The 17,863-nt window shown below is 61.8% G+C and carries 18 protein-coding genes, 1 tRNA gene and 2 pseudogenes; 11 read left to right on the plus strand and 10 right to left on the minus strand.

The window, feature by feature from the left end; genetic code table 11:
* Positions 1 to 8: 8 nt before the first annotated feature.
* The 5 genes from araD to EB235_RS01585 form a co-directional block, all read right to left on the minus strand.
* Positions 9 to 1,721, minus strand: a complete 1,713-nt coding sequence (gene araD, locus EB235_RS01565) for an L-arabinonate dehydratase (protein ID WP_027032701.1) — start codon at positions 1,719 to 1,721, stop codon at positions 9 to 11.
* 14 nt (positions 1,722 to 1,735) lie between these two features.
* A complete protein-coding gene (locus EB235_RS01570; protein ID WP_027032700.1) occupies positions 1,736 to 2,515 on the minus strand; it encodes an SDR family oxidoreductase in 780 nt (259 codons plus the stop codon).
* 24 nt (positions 2,516 to 2,539) lie between these two features.
* Positions 2,540 to 3,490: an L-arabinose ABC transporter permease AraH gene (gene araH, locus EB235_RS01575; RefSeq protein WP_027032699.1), complete on the minus strand. Its 951-nt coding sequence runs from the start codon at positions 3,488 to 3,490 to the stop codon at positions 2,540 to 2,542.
* 11 nt (positions 3,491 to 3,501) lie between these two features.
* Positions 3,502 to 5,013, minus strand: a complete 1,512-nt coding sequence (gene araG, locus EB235_RS01580; protein WP_027032698.1) for an L-arabinose ABC transporter ATP-binding protein AraG — start codon at positions 5,011 to 5,013, stop codon at positions 3,502 to 3,504.
* 71 nt (positions 5,014 to 5,084) lie between these two features.
* Positions 5,085 to 6,074, minus strand: coding sequence for an arabinose ABC transporter substrate-binding protein (locus EB235_RS01585; protein ID WP_027032697.1), 990 nt, complete (start codon positions 6,072 to 6,074; stop codon positions 5,085 to 5,087).
* A gap of 257 nt (positions 6,075 to 6,331) precedes the next feature.
* On the opposite strand from EB235_RS01585, the gene EB235_RS01590 reads away from it, so the two are divergent.
* The 5 genes from EB235_RS01590 to EB235_RS01610 all read left to right on the plus strand — a co-directional run bounded on the left by EB235_RS01590 (position 6,332) and on the right by EB235_RS01610 (position 9,697).
* Complete coding sequence (locus EB235_RS01590) at positions 6,332 to 7,021, plus strand: FadR/GntR family transcriptional regulator (protein WP_051429876.1); 690 nt, start codon at positions 6,332 to 6,334, stop codon at positions 7,019 to 7,021.
* 7 nt (positions 7,022 to 7,028) lie between these two features.
* Complete coding sequence (gene dgoD, locus EB235_RS01595) at positions 7,029 to 8,177, plus strand: galactonate dehydratase (RefSeq protein WP_027032695.1); 1,149 nt, start codon at positions 7,029 to 7,031, stop codon at positions 8,175 to 8,177.
* A gap of 51 nt (positions 8,178 to 8,228) precedes the next feature.
* The gene (locus EB235_RS01600; RefSeq protein WP_027032694.1) at positions 8,229 to 8,723 is read left to right on the plus strand and encodes a DUF6985 domain-containing protein; all 495 of its coding nucleotides are present in this window, start codon (positions 8,229 to 8,231) and stop codon (positions 8,721 to 8,723) included.
* A gap of 154 nt (positions 8,724 to 8,877) precedes the next feature.
* Positions 8,878 to 9,231, plus strand: a complete 354-nt coding sequence (locus EB235_RS01605) for a hypothetical protein (RefSeq protein ID WP_051429756.1) — start codon at positions 8,878 to 8,880, stop codon at positions 9,229 to 9,231.
* A 46-nt stretch (positions 9,232 to 9,277) separates the two neighbouring features.
* The gene (locus tag EB235_RS01610) at positions 9,278 to 9,697 is read left to right on the plus strand and encodes a DUF4952 domain-containing protein (RefSeq protein ID WP_245268879.1); all 420 of its coding nucleotides are present in this window, start codon (positions 9,278 to 9,280) and stop codon (positions 9,695 to 9,697) included.
* Positions 9,698 to 9,709: 12 nt separating this feature from the next.
* On the opposite strand, the gene EB235_RS01615 is transcribed toward EB235_RS01610, so the two are convergent.
* Positions 9,710 to 10,735 (minus strand): ATP-grasp fold amidoligase family protein, encoded by a 1,026-nt coding sequence (locus EB235_RS01615; protein WP_167334888.1) that lies wholly within the window; start codon positions 10,733 to 10,735, stop codon positions 9,710 to 9,712.
* Between the two features lie 317 nt (positions 10,736 to 11,052).
* On the opposite strand from EB235_RS01615, the pseudogene EB235_RS34650 reads away from it, so the two are divergent.
* Positions 11,053 to 11,175, plus strand: a pseudogene (locus EB235_RS34650) (spermidine/putrescine ABC transporter ATP-binding protein); the annotation flags it as partial.
* An 81-nt stretch (positions 11,176 to 11,256) separates the two neighbouring features.
* Here EB235_RS34650 and EB235_RS34655 read toward each other — a convergent pair.
* Positions 11,257 to 11,550 (minus strand): annotated as a pseudogene (locus EB235_RS34655) (hypothetical protein); the annotation flags it as partial.
* A gap of 267 nt (positions 11,551 to 11,817) precedes the next feature.
* Here EB235_RS34655 and EB235_RS01625 point away from each other — a divergent pair.
* Both EB235_RS01625 and EB235_RS01630 read left to right on the plus strand, forming a co-directional pair.
* Positions 11,818 to 12,549, plus strand: a complete 732-nt coding sequence (locus EB235_RS01625) for a 3-deoxy-manno-octulosonate cytidylyltransferase (protein ID WP_027032691.1) — start codon at positions 11,818 to 11,820, stop codon at positions 12,547 to 12,549.
* A 5-nt stretch (positions 12,550 to 12,554) separates the two neighbouring features.
* Positions 12,555 to 13,244 (plus strand): hypothetical protein, encoded by a 690-nt coding sequence (locus tag EB235_RS01630; protein WP_027032690.1) that lies wholly within the window; start codon positions 12,555 to 12,557, stop codon positions 13,242 to 13,244.
* Between the two features lie 252 nt (positions 13,245 to 13,496).
* Here the strand turns inward: EB235_RS01630 and EB235_RS01635 are convergent, their stop codons facing one another.
* The 3 genes from EB235_RS01635 to EB235_RS01645 form a co-directional block, all read right to left on the minus strand.
* Positions 13,497 to 14,039, minus strand: a complete 543-nt coding sequence (locus tag EB235_RS01635; protein ID WP_027032689.1) for an STM3941 family protein — start codon at positions 14,037 to 14,039, stop codon at positions 13,497 to 13,499.
* 264 nt (positions 14,040 to 14,303) lie between these two features.
* Positions 14,304 to 14,379: transfer RNA gene (locus tag EB235_RS01640), tRNA-Ala, on the minus strand.
* A gap of 172 nt (positions 14,380 to 14,551) precedes the next feature.
* On the minus strand, positions 14,552 to 14,941 hold the full coding sequence (locus tag EB235_RS01645; protein WP_027032688.1) for a TIGR02300 family protein: 390 nt from the start codon (positions 14,939 to 14,941) through the stop codon (positions 14,552 to 14,554).
* Positions 14,942 to 15,148: 207 nt separating this feature from the next.
* On the opposite strand from EB235_RS01645, the gene aroA reads away from it, so the two are divergent.
* From aroA to cmk, 3 genes are all read left to right on the plus strand, one after another.
* Entirely contained in the window at positions 15,149 to 16,507 is a 1,359-nt protein-coding gene (aroA, locus tag EB235_RS01650) for a 3-phosphoshikimate 1-carboxyvinyltransferase (RefSeq protein WP_027032687.1), read from the plus strand.
* 86 nt (positions 16,508 to 16,593) lie between these two features.
* The gene (locus tag EB235_RS01655; protein ID WP_027032686.1) at positions 16,594 to 16,956 is read left to right on the plus strand and encodes a hypothetical protein; all 363 of its coding nucleotides are present in this window, start codon (positions 16,594 to 16,596) and stop codon (positions 16,954 to 16,956) included.
* A 65-nt stretch (positions 16,957 to 17,021) separates the two neighbouring features.
* Positions 17,022 to 17,672, plus strand: coding sequence for a (d)CMP kinase (gene cmk / locus EB235_RS01660; RefSeq protein ID WP_027032685.1), 651 nt, complete (start codon positions 17,022 to 17,024; stop codon positions 17,670 to 17,672).
* Positions 17,673 to 17,863: the final 191 nt, after the last annotated feature.

Below are 17,863 nucleotides of genomic sequence, written 5' to 3' on the forward strand. Positions count from 1 at the left end.
ACTCCCTCTCAATGGCTTTCGCGCGGGATGGCGTGCCCACGGCTGCCGACGAGAAAGTCGAGATCCGCCCCACGATCCGCCTGCAGGACATGGTCGACATAGAGGCCCTGATAGCCGCCGCGCATTGCCGGCACGGGCGGCTGCCAGGATTGACGCCGCCGCGCCAGTTCCTGTTCCGTGACTTCCAGATGCAGCTTCCGCGCCTCGACATCGAGTTCAATGACGTCGCCGCTTTTGACCAGCGCCAGCGGGCCGCCAACAGCAGCTTCGGGTGCCGCATGCAGCACGACGGTGCCGAAGGCGGTGCCGGACATGCGGGCGTCGGAGATGCGGATCATGTCGCGCATGCCCTGCTCCAGCAGCTTCTGCGGCAGCGCCATGTTGCCGACCTCGGCCATGCCGGGATAGCCCTTGGGGCCGCAATTCTTCAGCACCATGATCGAGGTCTCGTCGATGTCGAGGGCGGGATCGTCGACACGTGCCTTGTAGTCGTCGATGTCCTCGAAGACGACGGCGCGGCCGCGATGCTTCATCAAGGCCGGCGACGCGGCGGACGGTTTTATGATGGCGCCATCAGGCGCCAGATTGCCGCGCAACACCGCAATGCCACCGTGCGGTGTCAACGCCTTTTCGCGCGGGCGGATCACCTCGGGATTGTAGTTCTGGGCATCGGCGATGTTGTCGCGCAGGCTCTTGCCGGTCACCGTCAGCGCATCGAGATCAAGCATGTCGGCGATCTCTTTCATGACCGCCGGAATACCGCCGGCGTAGCAGAAATCCTCCATCAGGAAGCGGCCCGACGGCATCAGGTCGAGGATGGTCGGTACGTCGCGGCCAAACTGATCCCAGTCGTCCAGCGTCAGCTCGGTGCCGACGCGACCGGCGATTGCCAGCAGATGCACGACCGCATTGGTCGAGCCGCCAACCGCGCCATTGACGCGGATGGCGTTGGCGAAAGCCTGCCTGGTGAGGATGGCCGATGGGCGCAAATCCTCATTGACCATCTCGACGATGCGCCGCCCGGTCATGCGGGCGATGCGGCTGCGGCGCGCATCGACAGCGGGATAGGCGGCGTTGCCCGGCAGCGCAAGGCCTAGCGCCTCGACCATCGACGCCATGGTCGAGGCCGTGCCCATGGTCATGCAATGGCCGGGCGAACGCGACATGGCGCTCTCGGCATTGGCGAAATCCTGTTCGCTCATCACGCCGGCGCGGACATCCTCCGAGAATTTCCACACATCGGTGCCAGAGCCGATCGCGCGGCCCTGGAAACGGCCGTTGAGCATCGGACCGCCGGAGATGACGATCGCCGGCAGGTCGCAGGAGGCCGCGCCCATGACCAGCGACGGCGTGGTCTTGTCGCAGCCGGCCATCAGCACGACACCGTCCATAGGGTTGCCGCGGATCGCCTCCTCGACATCCATGGAGGCGAGGTTGCGAAACAGCATCGCCGTCGGCCGCAGATTGGACTCGCCGCAGGAGAACACCGGGAATTCCAGCGGCAGGCCGCCGGCTTCGAGCACACCGGCCTTGATGTGCTCGATCAGGCCGCGAAAATGCACATGGCAGGGCGTGAATTCGGAGAAAGTATTGCAGATTCCGATCACCGGACGGCCATCGAAAGCGTCGTCGGGCAGGCCGTTGTTCTTCATCCAGCTGCGGTGAATGAAGGCGTCCTTGCCCTGCCCACCGAACCAGTGCTGCGATCGTCTCTTGGTCATGGTTTTCTCAGCGTTCAGGCGGGATGTTGAAGCTGGCTCAGCCCACCATCGACGACGAGACAGGCCGCGTTCATGAACGGGCTCTCGTCGGAAATCATGAACACAGCGGCCATGGCGATCTCGCCCGTTGAGGCGATGCGGCCGCCGGGGTGCAGCGCCAACGTCTTGGCACGCGCCGCCGCTGGATCGGGAAAACTGTTCCAGTAGTCGATCGCCTTCTGCGTCTCGACATAGCCAGGCGCCAGCGCATTCACGCGCACGCCTTGCCCCGCATATTCGAGCGCCAGCGATTTGGTCAGTCCAAGCAGCGCGTGCTTGGCGACGGGATAGGGGAAGGTATGCGGAATGATGGTGAAGCTGTGCGTCGAGGCGATGTTGAGGATGGCGCCGCCGCCGCTCGCGATCATGCCGGGCAGCACCGCCTTGCAGCAATTCCAGGCGCCCTTGACGTTGACGTCGAAATTGCGGTTCCACTCTTCCTCCGTCGCCTCGAGCGGCGTCGAGAACACATTCATCCCGGCATTGTTGATCAGCGCGTTGATCGGACCGATTTCAGCAGCAGCCCGCTGAACGGCAGCGGTAATCGCCGCGCCATCGCTGATGTCGGCTGTCGCATGCCCGATAGACCCACGCCGTGCGGCGAGGCCGGCAACGGTCTTGTCCAGAAGCGCGCCGTCCCGGTCGACCAGGAACAGTTTTGCGCCTTCGGCAAGACAGGCCTCGGCGATGGCCAGCCCGATGCCTTGCGCGGCACCGGTCAGGAAGATGCGTTTGCCGGACAGGCGTTCAGCCATATCAGTCACTCCAGTCGAAGACGGTCAGCGTCGACCCAAAGCCGAGGAACGCAGATTGTCGAGCAACACCGCCAGGAGCAAAATAACGCCGCGCACGATGTACTGGTAGAAGGCCGGGATGTTGAGCAGGTTCATGGCGTTTTCGGCGATGCCCATGATCAGCACGCCGACGATGACGCCCGACATGGTGGCGCGGCCGCCGGCGAGCGAGACGCCGCCGAGCACGCAGGCCGAGATGACCGAGAGCTCGAGCCCGACCGCCGCGTTTGGCTGACCGGACGTGATGCGCGAGGCCAGCAGGATGCCGGCGATGCCGCAGACGACGCCCTGCAGAGCGAAGATCCAGATGCGTGTCCGGTCGACATTGACGCCGGCCAGCCGCGAGGCCTCCGGATTGCCGCCGATGGCCAGCGTGTTCTTGCCGAAGACGGTGCGGTTCAAGACGAAGCCGAAGACGCAGAACAGCACGGCCAAAACCCAAACCGGCGTTGGGATGCCGAGCAGCTTCGACAGGGCCAACTGGTAGAAATCCGGGCTGTTGATGCCGACGGCGCGGCCGTCGGAGGCGATCAGCGCCAGGCCGCGCACGATCTGCATGGTGGCCAGCGTCGTGATCAGCGCGTTGATGCGGAATTTGGCGATGACGACGCCGTTGATGAAGCCGACAAAGGCGCCACAGGCGATAGCCGCCAGAAGGCCGAGCAGGATCGAGCCGGTGTAGTTCGACGCCATCACCGCGACCATGCCGGCGAAAGCGACGATCGAGCCGACCGACAGGTCGAAGTCGCGCGCGGCAAGGCAGAACATCATGGTGCAGGCGACGATGCCGACGGTGACCACCGACTGCAAAAGGCCGAGCATGTTGCGATCGGTGAGGAAGTTGGGCACCAGAGCCGACACCAGCGCGAAGGCGACGATGAAGATGACGACGAGGCCCTGTTCGCCGAGCAGGATTTTCTTCAACTGATCGGTCATGGCAAATATCCTCAGGATGCGATCGCGTCGGGGGTTTTGGTGTCTGGGAGAGCGGCGGCCAGGATCGCCCTTTCGGCGAACTGGTCCCGGTCGAGTTCGGCGCTGACGCGGCCGCCGCACATCACCAGGATGCGGTCGCAAATGCCCATCACCTCCGGCAGTTCGGACGAGACGACGACGATCGCCATGCCGTCCTCGGCAAGCTGGTAGAGCAGTTCATAGATTTCCGCTTTGGCGCCGACATCGATGCCGCGCGTCGGCTCGTCGATGATGAGCACCCGCACGCCCTGCTCCGACAGCCAGCGGCCAAGGATGACCTTCTGCTGGTTGCCGCCGGAGAGGTTGATGATGTCCTGCTTGCGCGACGGCGTGCGCACCTTGAGCTTCTTGATGAAGGTTTCCGCCGTGGCGATCTCGCTGGCGCGGTTGAGCACGCCGAAGCGCGTGTGATGGCGCCGCGACGAGATGTTGATGTTTTCCTCGATCGAGCGGCCCTGGATGATACCGTCATGCTTGCGGTCTTCCGAACACAGCACGATGCCGGCGCGGATCGCGTCGTGCGGATCGGTTGCGTGGACCAGCTTGCTATCGACTGTGATGGTGCCGGCGGAGCGCGGGTCGGCGCCGAACATCAGCCGCATCAGTTCGGAGCGTCCGGCGCCAATCAGGCCAAAGAAGCCGACGATTTCGCCGGCCTTCGCCTCGAAGCTGGCCGGCGTCTTCAACTTTGCTCCGGAGAGTCCTTCGACCTTCAGCCTGATATCGCCTGCCTTGCGCGGGCGAAAACCCCAGATGTCGGAGATTTCGCGGCCGACCATTTCGGCGACGACCTGGTCGCGGGTGACACCTTTCAGCGATGCATGGTGCGCCGCGAGCTTGCCGTCGCGCAGCACGGTCAGGCTGTCGCAGAGGCGGAACACCTCGTCCAGCCGATGCGAGACATAGATGATGACCTTGCCCTCGCGGCGCAGGCGATCGATGAGCGCAAACAGGATTTCGCTTTCGCGCGAGGACAGCGACGAGGTCGGCTCGTCCAGCGCGATGACGCGCGCATCGAGCATGATCGCCTTGGCGATCTCGACCATCTGGCGCTCGCCGATGGAGAGCGTCTTGACCTTGCGGCTGATGTCGATGTCGATGCCGGCCGATTTCAGCTTGGCGCCAACGTCTTCCAGCATCTGGCGGCCAGCGATGATGCCGGCGCGGGCGGGAAAACGGCCAAGGCTGAGGTTTTCGGCAACGGTCAGTTCGGGGACGAGTTGCAGTTCCTGATGGATGACGATGACGCCATTGTCGAAGGCGTCCCGGGTCGATGAGTAGGCCTGGACCTTGCCGTCGATGCGGATTTCGCCGTCATCGGCATGCTGGTCGCCGGACAGGATCTTGATCAAGGTGGATTTGCCGGCGCCGTTCTCGCCCATCAGGCCATGCACGGCGCCCTTCTCGACGCCGAAGGAGACGTCCGACAGCGCCTTGACGCCCGGATAGGTCTTGGTGATGTGCGAGAAGTCGAGAAAGGACACTGGCGTCGATCCTTCTTGAGCCATGCCAAACAGGCGGCGGGATGAGCCGCCGCCTGTTTGTACAGGGAGGATTATTCGATGCCGAGACCCTGGCGGACCTTCTGGTAGTCGTCGCGCTTGGCCAGCGCACCAGAAGTCAGCGTCAGCTTCGCCGGCTCCTTGTTGTTGGCCACCCAGTCATACATGTTGAGCGCTGTCTCGTAGCCGTGACGCTTCGGCGAGATGATCACCGTGCCGACAAAGCCGGTTGCGGTCGGCTTCTTGAACTCGTTGATCGCCGAATCCGCACCACCGATGCCGACGCCGATCACGCTATCGGCGGGAATACCGACGCTTTCGGAAGCACGCACGGCGCCGAGCACCGCTTCGTCGTTGAGGCCGAAGGAGACCCACTTCTTGATGTCGGCATGGGCGTTGAGCACGACGGTCGCAGCGTTGAGCGCGGCTTCGGTGTCGGTCTTGGCTTGCGGCGCATCAAAAATGTTCTCGGCCTTGAAGCCATTCGCCTTCAGCACCGAGATGGCGCCTTCGACACGGTCGACGGCGGTCGGCAACTGGTCGTAGGAGACGCGGATCGCGCCGACCTCGTCGGCCTTCCAGCCGCGTGCCTTCATTTCGTCGACGATCGCCTGGCCGACGGCCTCGCCGATCTTGGTGGCCGAAATGCCCATATGCGGCACGTCTTCCAGCGGCTTGCCGTCGGCACCGACAAGGCGGTCGTCGACGGTCATCAGCTTGAGGTTGTTGGCGGCGGCCTTGGCGACGATGCCGGGGCCGAGCTTCACGTCAGGCGTGCAGACGATGAACCCTTGCGCGCCCTGGGCGCCGAGATTGTCGATGGCCGACATCAGCTTCTCGCCGTCCTCGGCGCCGATCTTGACGAGGGTAAAACCCTTTTCCTTGGCGGCCTGGTCGGCGAACTTCCATTCGTCCTGGAACCACGGCTCTTCCGGCTGTTTGACGATGAAACCGATCTTGGTGTCCTGAGCATATGCAGCGATGGTCGTGACGGACAGCACGGCAAGCGCGCCCGCGACGAGCGCGGTCTTCAAAAGTCGCATGATTACCTCCCAGCGATGGCCGGGCGCTCAGCCCGGGTGCTGGAGTCTCTAATTCTTTTTATCATACGCGTCAATTGATCTGGTATGATAATTAAGATACATGCTCTGACCAGGGATCGCTGGCGCAAATCATCTACATCCGGTAAGGCCGGTCGGGTCGTGCGAGATCGGCGGTTTCGCCGCCTTGGAGGAGGGCTGAGGTGACCGAAATTTCCAGGAAGGCTTCAGCCGACACGGCCACTCGCCGCCCGCGCGTCATGCCCGATGTGACGAAGGCGATCGCCTCCGACATCTTCTCCGGCCGCTATCCGGCCGGCTCCTCGCTACCGACCGAAAACGAACTTGGCGTCGAATACGGCGTCAGCCGCACCGTCATCCGCGAGGCGCTGAAGGTGCTGGCGGCCAAGGGGCTGGTGCTGTCGCGGCCGCGCATCGGCACGGTCGTCTGCAACGAGGACGACTGGAACATCATCGACCCACAGGTGCTGGCCTGGCATGCGCCGCATGCGCTTGACGACAAGCTGTTCGACGCCATCCTTGAAACCCGCCGGGCCATCGAGCCTCTGGTAGCCGAGCTTGCCGCCACGCGCGCGACACTGCAGGAGATCGCCGATCTGGAAGCCGCATGGCGCGGCATGGCTGGCGCCGGAGAGGATCTCGCCGCCTTCTCGCGTTCCGACATCGTTTTCCACCAGATCGTCTATGCGGCCAGCCACAACCCGATCTTCCGGCAGATCGGCAATCTGATCGACACCGGGCTGAAGTTCTCGCTGGAAGCGACGGCGACAATTTCGCTCGACCGGCGCATGGAAGCCGTCGCGGCACACCGCGAAGTGGTCGAGGCACTGCGCATGCGCGACGCCGAAGCCGCGCGCGGTGCCGCAAACCGGATTCTCGACCTTGCGGCGCGCGACCTCGTCAGCGCCAAGAAACTCAAGAACAACTGAGACCCGCATGAAAATCATCTCGCTCACCACCTACATCGTGCCGCCACGCTGGCTGTTCCTGAAGATCGAGACCGATGCCGGCGTTACCGGCTGGGGCGAGCCGGTTGTCGAAGGCCGCGCGCTGACCGTCGAGGCGGCCGTGAAGGAGCTTGGTGACTATCTCATTGGCAAGGACCCGCGCCTGATCGAGGATCACTGGACGGTCATGCATCGTGGCGGCTTTTACCGTGGCGGACCGATTCTGATGAGCGCGATCGCCGGCATCGACCAGGCGCTGTGGGACATCAAGGGCAAGGCGCTCGGCGTGCCCGTGCACGAATTGCTCGGCGGCAAATTGCGCGACACCATCAAGGTCTATTCCTGGATCGGCGGCGACCGGCCGGCGGAAGTGGCTGCGGGCGCCAAGGAAGTGGTTTCGCGCGGCTTCCTGGCGCTCAAGATGAACGGCACCGAGGAGCTGCAGATCGTCGACAGCCACGACAAGATCGACGCAGCCATCGAACGCGTCGCCATGGTGCGCGAGGCGGTCGGCCCCACTATCGGCATCGCTGTCGATTTCCACGGCCGTGTGCACCGCCCGATGGCGCGCATGCTGGTCAAGGAACTCGAGCCCTACCGGTTGATGTTCATCGAGGAACCGGTGCTCAGCGAAAACCGCGAGGCGCTGAAGGAGATCGCGGCGCTTGGCTCGACACCGATCGCGCTTGGCGAGCGGCTCTACAGCCGCTGGGATTTCAAGTCAGTGTTCGAGCAAGGCGCCGTCGACATCATCCAGCCTGACCTGTCTCATGCCGGCGGCATCACCGAATGCCGCAAGATCGCGGCCATGGCCGAAGCCTATGACATCGCGGTCGCGCCGCATTGCCCGCTCGGGCCGATCGCGCTGGCAGCCTGCCTGCAGCTCGATGCGGTCAGCTACAACTGCTTCATCCAGGAGCAGAGCCTCGGCATCCACTACAACGCCGCCAACGATTTGCTCGACTACGCCGCCAACAAGGACGTTTTCCGCTACGAGGATGGCTATGTCGCCATTCCCGATGGGCCGGGACTGGGTGTCGAAATCGACGAGGAGTACGTCAAGGAGCGGGCCAAGGAAGGCCACCGCTGGCGCAACCCGATCTGGCGTCATAAGGACGGTTCGTTCGCGGAATGGTGAAGCCTCCAGCAATAGCGAGGCGCTGGCTCCGCGACCCGCTCTGGAGGAAAAATGAAGATCAAGGTCCCCTATTTCGACGATTCGGAAATCGAATTCTCGGACGGCGACTACGATCCCGGCGATGCCCGGCCCGCTGCCGCCCTCAACGCCTTTCTGGCGCTTACATCCGACAACCGGTTGAACGACAGCCGACACGTCTACGCCTACTACCGGGATTACCGGGAAGCGGTGGGCGGTGAGGACTGGATGGACGCGGAAATGGGAATGCCCGAAAAACCTTGGGATATCTGGTCCTTCGTTTACCCCAGTGAGCTTGGCATCTGGCCCGGCGATGACGGTGACGACAATCACTATGTTTATCTGGAAGCCAACTGCGACTGGGAGGAAGAACACGGTCTGTTGCTGGTGTGGCGCAACGGCGCAATGCTGACCAGGGTCAGCGGCTTCGATGGCCATCCGACCAATGAGGATGCCGGCGACGGTCGGCAAGAGATCGTCTATCAAGCGGTCGACCCGAGATACACGACACGGGCTGGCGAAAGCTAAGCCGCGCCACAGAAATGCCGATGACGCCTGATTGAAAGGCAGTGTCGAGGATCGGATCGAGTCTTACCGATGGCAAAGCATGCGGTGACTCGTAGGCCAAACAGGCGCACGCGCCATATTGCGCAGCCATTGCGGAAATCCTGGATCAGAGCGAATGACGGCATTTCCTGAGATGACGAACCGCAAGCGCGAGATCGCCAAAGGGCTGGTGCTTCTCGTCCTCGCCGGTTTGTGCTGCGGGCCTGCGCTCGGCGCCGGTCCAAACGGCGCAAGCCTCTCCGTGCCCGACGATGTCCGGGCCTTCATAGACCGCCGCGACGGATGCGATCACTTTCGTGGCGAGGATTCGCCGGACGCCGAACGTAGGGCTCAAATCGACGCGGCGTTGCGGCAGCTCTGCACCGGCACCGATGCCGAGCTGGCCCGGTTGAAGCGCGTCTACGCCGGTAATCCGGACATCCAGCGTTTGCTGGACGACTACGAAATCGACATTGAGATCAGAAACTAGCTCTGCTGTTGCGCCCATGAGAGCAGAAATCGTTGCAGCATCACTGATGGCCTTGATTGCCACCGTACCTGCGCACGCGGAGCCCGTTTCCGTGCTGACGACGGCACGGATGGAGCGAGGTTGCGGCGATTTCCTGGCGCAGACGGGCAAAAAGCCCGCCCATGTCATCTATGTCGGATGCAGCTACAAGCCTGACCGGCAAGGAAAGCCGCTTCAGGCGGTCTATCATGTAGCGGGCCGGTTTGCGGCCGCGGCCGAAGCCGACCTTGTCCGGCACACAGGACTGAACCGGCTCAAACGTTCCTGCTGTCAATGGGATGCGCCTGCCAGTCAGTTCCGCGACGGCAACGGCCGCGAATTCTCCATTGTCATGGTCTCGGACGAAACCGTCGTCGCCCGCCGCAGCGAGTGGCGCCAGATCGGGACTTTCGAAATCATCGTCGAGACTTTTACCGAAGACATCTGAGCCTGACGCGCTTTAGCTCGACAGGCTTTGCAGTGTCCGTTTTTCGGCGGGATGAACAGGTGCCGGATCGCTGCCGTCCCTTCGACATTTTGCAAGCAGCGCCTCGGCATAGAGCCGGGCGAGCCCTGTGTGGCGCCTTTGCAAGAAATCGGCCTGATCGAGCCGCCAATGCTGTTCGATGCTGGTCATGATGGCGGGATTGCTCCAGGTGGAATAACCGCCCGCCGTGTAGACGGTGATCTCGCCCGCGAACAGCCGCTCGCTGGTCACCAGGAAATCGACCCTGACATAATCGAGATCGCCGGCGATGCGCGGAGCGATCGCGGCAGCCTCGCGAATGCATTCGGACAGGCGCGCGGTCACCGGAAGCGCCTGATCCTCCCGGGGATAATCGATGTCGCGCCCAGGCAAGGGATTGCCGGCGGGATCGAACATGCGCGACATCAGGAGCTTCTTGTCCTCGGCCCTGACAAAACAGACGACACCGCCGCACATATGAACCTTGATCTCGGTGGCGATCTCGCCACCGGCGAGCGGCAGCATCTCCTCGACCAGTATTTCCGGCACGATCGGCCAATAGCCCCATTCGCTGTTGTGGCGTCCCTGGCGTTTGGCAAGCCACCCCCTCGCCTCACGCACAATGGTGGCGTGATCCGGTTGGCCGCCTGAAACGACGGCGTTCATGTCGCAGCCATGGTTGGCCTTGACGATAACATCGCCAGCAAGCAGCGCGGCCGGTATCGTGTCGGGATCACGGCCCCGCCACAGCGTCCTGGGCACCGGCAGATCGGGGCAGACGCTTCTGATGTAATCCTTCGCGGCAAGCTTGTCCGACAGCGTGATGAACAGCGGGTTGTGGTCGATCAGCCGGCGCCAAAGCATGCACTCATTGTACCGCTGCGGTGCGGCGGGATTGGGCAGGTAGCCGAGTTTTCTCGCGAAGCGCGCGACAAGGAGCGGGTGCCGAACCGTGATGACGAGCCGCGCCGCAGCCAGAACGATGCGATGTTTCAGCGAAAGCTCGGCGTTTGCCTTCATGCCGGCCAATCGGGGCTGACGCTCCCCCAGCCAATCTATTCCCTTGATCAACCTCACGTCCCCTGCCCGAACCCTTGCGCACCTAAGCACCGTCGCTCCGCGCCGACAAGTTGACAGCACCATCTGGTCAACAGCTTGCTATTTCAGCATGGACCGGCAACATCCCCGCGATCAGCAGCGACTTCGTTCCAGATGGGGAAGATGAACGAGCAGCCTTCGGCCCTGCGCCGATCGTCGGGCGACGCCGGCCATTCAGATGCCGGGGCGCGACCGCTCGAGGCGACACAGGCCGGCCATGACGCGCCGCGGCTACACCAATCGTCGAATTCCGCAACATCAGCAAGACCTATGATGGCTTGAGCAATGTTATCGAAAACCTCAACCTCGATATTGGCCGCGGTGAGTTCCTGACGCTGCTCGGGCCCTCCGGTTCGGGCAAAGATAGCCTTGGCGTCGCCCGGCATGGCCTGGCTGAACTGAATATGGTCATCAGGTTCGATGATGCCTTCCAGGGTCTCACGGCGGTCCTCCAGCGCAATGTCGCGCAGGTCGTGGCCGTTGAAGGCGACGAAGTAGAGGTCTTGCTCCCGGCGTGTGATTGCCTTGCGAAGCGCAGCGAAGTCGGAGAGGCCCGCCTCATTCAGAACGACAATCTCGCCATCGATGATGGCGCTCTCTACTCCCAGCCGTTTCGCCGCTCCAACCAGGTTGCGGTATTTCTCTGTCCAGTTGTGGCCGTTGCGCGTGAAGATGCGGACATCATGTCGATGATGATCTGGGAGCGATAGCCGTCGAACTTGATCTCGTGAATCCATTGGTCGCCTTCGGGAGGCTTGTCGACAAGGGTCGGCAGGAGAGGCTCGACGAACTTCAGACGCATGCAGGTACTCAAACACGAAACCGCGATTCAATCAGCTTGTGCTAAAATAGTTCCGGACTCGAAAATCACGGCATCCTCGCAACGAAGCCGTGGGCGGCACGTTGCGCCTCGGATCAATGTTATGGAGCGGGCGGATGCCGAAATATCATGTCGAGGAAATGGACGGCGACGCCGTCACGGCAACCCGCCGTGGGGGGGGTCAATGAACGCCGTGATCGTCATTCCGGCTCGCTTTCAGTCCGGCCGATTGCCAGGCAAACCGATGATAGAATTAGCCGGCGTCCCCATGATCGAGCGAACCTATCGGCGATGCGCTTTGGGATTTCCTGCCGAACACATTTATGTCGCGACCGATGACGAGCGCATTTACCAACATTGCGTGGGCGTCGGCATCCGCACACTGATGACTTCTCCGGATTGCCCGACGGGCACCGACCGCGTTGCTGAGGTCGCCGACAGTGTCGCAGCAGACCTGTATATCAACGTCCAAGGAGACGAGCCGCTCTTCAATCCTGGCGACATTCAACTGATTCTGGATGCAGCAGAGGCTAATCCGGGCGAAGTTCTGAACGGCGTTTGCCCAATAGATACCGAGGAAAGATTCCGCAGCCCTTCGATCCCAAAGGTCGTGATGCGCCCAGATGGACGTCTGCTCTACATGTCTAGGGCTGCCATCCCGACCAGCAAGTCGTTTGAGTTCAAAAAGGCTTGGCGCCAGATATGCATCTATGCTTTTACGCCCGAAGCGTTGCGGGCATACCGCAGCGTCAAGGGAAAGACCGGTTTGGAGCAGATCGAAGACATCGAGATTTTGCGCTTCCTCGAATTGGGCTTCGATGTCCGTATGGTGCCGGTTTCCTCTGACTCTGTCGCAGTGGATACCGCTGCGGATGTAGCGACAGTCGAAGGTATTCTGCGACAGGGCGAAAGGTAGACACTATGGCCAGCCTGCGGCGGATCATAAAGACGTTCAGCGCTTCGCTTGACTTAGGCTTGCCAGCGATCACAGGAGACGTGCTGGTGGTCGGCTCGGCACCTGGATCTCGCCCGCCTAGCGGAGCGCTAGATGGCTTCACGCTGATGACCGTCAATGCCTCTCAAGTGTTGGCCGAAAGCTGGGGCTTCGGGGTCCCTGACTTCACTATAATTCGCCCTCAAATCGTAAATGACCGGCATGAGTCCATCAAAGCTCGTGAAGTTCTGGCCGACCGCTCGACGAAGATCGCTATCGTCGCAGGTTGGAAAGAGGATCGCTCGGCTTTCGAAACCATTCTGCGCGAGATGGGCTATGGGTGGCAGGCACTGGCTCTCGTGACCGAATGGCAAAAACATCGCGTAATGTTCCAAACCGCGCGCGTGCCTTCAGCGTTCGAAATCGGGAAGCTTAACATCTCCAACGGCGTCCTTGGCGCTGGCTTGTCGTTGTTCCTAGGCGCGAGCCGCGTGGTGATGGCCGGGGTCTCACTCTCTAAAGACGGACATGCCTACGACGAGCATATAACCAAGCGGCTGCACATCGACGATGATCGACGTGTTTTGAATGCGCTGTCGAAGCGAACCGGCAAGGTCTTTGCGGCCGAGCCCGCTTTAGCTGGCGAATGCGGCATCCCTTTGTGGCCGTCTGCCTGAACCTCTGACGGAACGCGCCGTATTAGCATTTCCAAGCTCCCGCTTCATGTCCTGGATGACATCACGCGTGCCGTAGACGGCGCCGAAGTCCTGCCGCAATTCATCAAGGCGCCGGCCGAATTCCGTGGCCTGCTGATCATAGGCGCGATTTGCGTTCTATCCATTCGTTTCGGTTGAGGGTGCCCGTGCGCAGCTCAGCGACGACGCTTTCCATCCTTCGATGCCGCGAGTCACTGCCGGCGCCTGTATTGCCTACGGTTTCGATCGCGATGCGCCATAGGCATCGAAATGGGTTACGACGGTCTGGAAAAAGGCGTCGAATGTTACGCCAAACTCAGCCGTTGAAACGCACAAGCCGTCTGCACCCATGGACTGATTGGCGGAACGGGTCCAGCGCGCCATTCTGGCAAGAGGCAGTCCTTTCCAGGCAGCGTCCGAAATTTTGAGCACGACGATTTTGTTGTGCCGACAATTCCATGCCGAGATGTTTTCTACCTCGGACCAAGGGACTACTGCCGCTGAGAGGCGGCTGTCCCAAAAGCCGACGGGGGAAAGTTTGATAACCGGTATTTTGCCGATGAGGCACCGCCAGCCCATCAGCAGGAAAGCAGACAAGAACAGCAGTGTACCCAGCCAGCCTGCAAACTGCGCGAGGCTGCCAGGTACGACGTTCGGCAAGAGTGGCCATCCCGCCGCCAGGCTCACAGCCGCACAGGCCAGTGCCAATGTCGCCAGCAGCAACAACCGCATCGCGGATGCGTGGAATACAACAGTTTGGTTCACGTCGATCGGCATCCTACCTCTTTTTGCCGCTCTTTTCTCGCCAAACAACCGGCATCCTGCTGACCTTGGAGTCATGCAGCGGTGGCGGGGGGGCTGAGTGGCGCCCAGAGGGCCGCTGCGTCCGACCATAAGCCATGCCACGGGCATAATTTTTTTCCGAAAACCAAATTTTCCAGCGAGAGATCGAAAATCTGTCTGGCGGTGCCCCGGAGCAGTCACGCTCAAAGTCAGCGGAAGAGGTCAGGGCTTAACTATTTGAAACCACTTGGGTAAATTTGGTGGAGCCAATCGGGATCGAACCGACGACCTCTTGAATGCCATTCAAGCGCTCTCCCAACTGAGCTATGGCCCCACTTCCGGCAGTCAGCCGGCGCCGTTTCCGGCGAAGAGATCAGCGCGGGTTGGAACACCGCGCCGTTAGTGCAGGCGGCTTCTAACCCCGCCTATGCCAGATATCAAGCCTGAACACCGGCTTTTTATTGCAACGTCGCGAAAGCCGGCAAACGCCTTTCGCGAAAGGCCGATTAGACCTCGTCGTCGTCGTCGCCAACGCCGATCATGTCGGCAACGTCGTCGTCTTCTTCCTCTTCGTCGGCAAGGAAGGTGTCATCCTCGTCATCGCCCAGGTCGACATCGTCTTCGTCGTCGCCGAGATCCGGCAGATCGTCACCCTTGACGTCCTCGTCGGCCTCTTCGAGCGACACGACCTCGACGCCTTCCTCTTCCTCGGCGTCCACTTCCTTCTCGGCAACTTCCTCTTCCTCTTCGATGGCGGCGATCTTGCCGTCCTCGAAATAGGAACGCGGATAGGTCTTGCCGGTGTAGGGCGAGACGATCGGGTCTTTGTTCAGGTCGTAAAACTTCCGGCCCGTTTCAGGGTCGACACGCTTTGTGCCAAGTTCGTTTTTTGCCACGGCAAGCCTCGTCAATAAAAGAGTGGTCCCCTTAACCACAGTTTGCAGCGCTGTCAAAGCGAAAAGCCGGCGTCACAAAACCAAGCACTGAAAGGGCTCGCGCCAAGTGATGACCTTTGGGGATGACCATTTCGACCCGCCGTGATACGAGACCGCCGCAACAAATGAAAAGCGCCGGCGCGCCGGCATTCCGTCCAGGGAAATTCCATGTCTCACGCCGCCGCTTCCAAGCCGGCCACCGCCCGCAAATCTCAAGCCCTTTCCGGCACGGCCCGCGTACCGGGCGACAAGTCGATCTCACACCGCTCCATGATGTTCGGCGGTCTCGCCTCCGGCGAAACCCGCGTCACCGGCCTGCTCGAAGGCGAGGACGTGATGCGCACGGCTGCCGCCATGAAGGCGATGGGCGCGCATATAAAAAAGCACGGCGCCGAGTGGGTGATCCGCGGCACCGGCAATGGCGCACTCTTGCAGCCGGAAGCTCCACTCGATTTCGGCAATGCCGGCACCGGCTCGCGGCTGACCATGGGCCTTGTCGGCACCTATGACATGGAAACGACCTTCATCGGCGATGCCTCGCTGTCGGGCCGGCCTATGGGCCGCGTGCTCGAACCTTTGCGGCAGATGGGCGTGCAGGTGCTGAAGGCGACACCTGGCGACCGCATGCCGATCACGCTGCATGGCCCCAAGCACGCCGCACCGATCACCTACCGCGTGCCGATGGCCTCGGCGCAGGTGAAATCCGCGGTACTGCTCGCCGGCCTTAACACGCCGGGCATCACCACCGTCATCGAGCCGGTGATGACGCGCGACCACACCGAAAAGATGCTCAAGGGGTTCGGCGCAAACCTGTCGGTCGAGACCGACGAACGCGGCGTGCGCCACATCTTCATCGAGGGCCAGGGCAAGCTCACCGGCCAGACGATCGCCGTGCCGGGCGATCCGTCCTCGGCCGGTTTTCCGCTGGTCGCCGCACTCATCGTGCCGGGTTCCGACATCGTCATCGAGAACGTGCTGATGAACCCGACGCGAACCGGGTTGCTCCTCACTTTGCAGGAAATGGGCGGCCAGATCGACATTTTGAACCCGCGCAATGCCGGCGGCGAGGATGTGGCCGACCTGCGCGTGCGTTACTCCGAACTCAAGGGCGTCATCGTGCCGCCGGAACGCGCGCCGTCGATGATCGACGAATATCCGGTGCTGGCCGTAGCCGCGAGTTTCGCCGAGGGCGAGACGCTGATGCAGGGGCTGGAAGAGCTGCGGGTGAAGGAATCCGACCGGCTGTCGGCGGTCGCCAACGGGCTGAAGCTCAACGGCGTCGATTGCACCGAGGGCGAAGCGTCGCTTGCCGTGCGCGGCAAACCCGGCGGCAAGGGCCTTGGCGGCCATCCCAACGGCCAGGACACGACAGTGCAGACCCATCTCGACCACCGCATCGCCATGAGCTTTCTGGTGATGGGTCTGGCGACAGAAAAGCCGGTGACCATCGATGACGCCGCCATGATCGCGACAAGCTTTCCTGAGTTCATGGGGCTGATGACGGGCTTGGGCGCGGAGATTTCGTGAACCTGGAATTGCCGTCAAATTTGGCTACGAACTCAATTGTTCTTTAAGGTCGGCCCTTCAAGATCGTACGAACATTGGGGAGAGCCATGAGTATTCTTGCCTCGATTTTGCTTGCGGTCGTCGCAGGTGTCGTTTTGATCATCGCGAAGGCCATATCCGTGGCCAAGTTGATCAATGAGCGGAACTATTCACTCATGCGCTTCGGCTTGATCGGGGCATTCTGGGTCGGGCTTACCATTGCGAGCATGGGTTCATCTTGCGGGCCGATAGGGTGCACATACGGCCTGCACTTCGGTTGGTGGCTCGAACTTATAAAAATCGACATGCAACCAAAGGCGATATTTTTCGCAATGGGTGGCTATGCGATCCTTAGCGTATATTTTTTCGGCCATGTACTGGGTTGGGTATTCTACCTGTTTAGGACAATTGCGCGGCCAGTTTCGCGTTGAAGGGGCTTCCTCAAACCCCATAGTGGCATATTGCATTGAGGCCGGTTCTCGGCTTGTTGTCGTCCATGACTTCGACCTTCACCATCGCTATCGACGGACCCGCCGGCGCCGGCAAGGGCACGCTCGCCCGGCGGCTCGCCGACCACTACCGGCTGAACCTGCTCGACACTGGTCTCACCTATCGCGCGGTCGCCTACGCGCTCATCCAGTACGCGCTGCCGCTCGACAACGTCTCGGCCGCCGAAACCGCTGCCCGACAGGTCGATTTGGCCAAGCTCGACCGTGCGGTCCTGTCCGCGCATGCCGTCGGCGAGGCGGCCTCAAAGGTCGCGGTGTTCCCGACCGTGCGGCGCATCCTGGTTGAAAAGCAGCGCGACTTCGCCAAGACGCCGCCGGGGGCGGTGCTCGACGGGCGCGACATCGGCACTGTCGTGTGCCCCGATGCCGATATCAAACTCTATGTGACGGCCAGTGCGGAAGTGCGCGCCAAGCGCCGGCTGGCCGAGATCGAAAGCATTGGAGGCACTGCCAACTTCACCGAAATCCTGGCCGATATCGTGCGCCGCGACGAGCGCGACATGGGCCGTGCCGACTCGCCCTTGAAGCCGGCCGCCGACGCGCACTTGCTTGATACCAGCGAAATGGCTATAGAAGCCGCGTTTCTCGCGGCCATGGCTGTTATCGACGACGTGCTGGCCAGGAGAAACAAGGCCTGATCCGGGTTTTCTCTCGCGTTTCCGTTGCCGGAAGTGCAGGAAATACCCATATCGGGCACGAACCAGCCTGCCAGCATTCTTCATGCGCCGGAATTGCCGCCTGAAAAGCGGCCCAGGGCTTTTTTAGCCCGGAACGCCGGCAGGCCAACGCAACGCTAACCCACGGCGCCCGTCCCGCTTCCAGATGCGGG

The sequence above is a fragment of the Mesorhizobium loti R88b genome, assembly GCF_013170845.1.
Taxonomy (GTDB): Bacteria; Pseudomonadota; Alphaproteobacteria; order Rhizobiales; family Rhizobiaceae; genus Mesorhizobium; species Mesorhizobium loti_B.

Coding starts and splice junctions, on each gene's coding strand:
- araD (WP_027032701.1), bottom strand. CDS start 1,721: ATGACCAAGAGACGATCGCAGCACTGGTTCGGTGGGCAGGGCAAGGAC.
- EB235_RS01570 (WP_027032700.1), bottom strand. CDS start 2,515: ATGGCTGAACGCCTGTCCGGCAAACGCATCTTCCTGACCGGTGCCGCG.
- araH (WP_027032699.1), bottom strand. CDS start 3,490: ATGACCGATCAGTTGAAGAAAATCCTGCTCGGCGAACAGGGCCTCGTC.
- EB235_RS01585 (WP_027032697.1), bottom strand. CDS start 6,074: ATGCGACTTTTGAAGACCGCGCTCGTCGCGGGCGCGCTTGCCGTGCTG.
- EB235_RS01590 (WP_051429876.1), top strand. CDS start 6,332: ATGCCCGATGTGACGAAGGCGATCGCCTCCGACATCTTCTCCGGCCGC.
- dgoD (WP_027032695.1), top strand. CDS start 7,029: ATGAAAATCATCTCGCTCACCACCTACATCGTGCCGCCACGCTGGCTG.
- EB235_RS01600 (WP_027032694.1), top strand. CDS start 8,229: ATGAAGATCAAGGTCCCCTATTTCGACGATTCGGAAATCGAATTCTCG.
- EB235_RS01605 (WP_051429756.1), top strand. CDS start 8,878: ATGACGGCATTTCCTGAGATGACGAACCGCAAGCGCGAGATCGCCAAA.
- EB235_RS01610 (WP_245268879.1), top strand. CDS start 9,278: ATGGCCTTGATTGCCACCGTACCTGCGCACGCGGAGCCCGTTTCCGTG.
- EB235_RS01615 (WP_167334888.1), bottom strand. CDS start 10,735: ATGAAGGCAAACGCCGAGCTTTCGCTGAAACATCGCATCGTTCTGGCT.
- EB235_RS01625 (WP_027032691.1), top strand. CDS start 11,818: ATGAACGCCGTGATCGTCATTCCGGCTCGCTTTCAGTCCGGCCGATTG.
- EB235_RS01630 (WP_027032690.1), top strand. CDS start 12,555: ATGGCCAGCCTGCGGCGGATCATAAAGACGTTCAGCGCTTCGCTTGAC.
- EB235_RS01635 (WP_027032689.1), bottom strand. CDS start 14,039: ATGCCGATCGACGTGAACCAAACTGTTGTATTCCACGCATCCGCGATG.
- aroA (WP_027032687.1), top strand. CDS start 15,149: ATGTCTCACGCCGCCGCTTCCAAGCCGGCCACCGCCCGCAAATCTCAA.
- EB235_RS01655 (WP_027032686.1), top strand. CDS start 16,594: ATGAGTATTCTTGCCTCGATTTTGCTTGCGGTCGTCGCAGGTGTCGTT.
- cmk (WP_027032685.1), top strand. CDS start 17,022: ATGACTTCGACCTTCACCATCGCTATCGACGGACCCGCCGGCGCCGGC.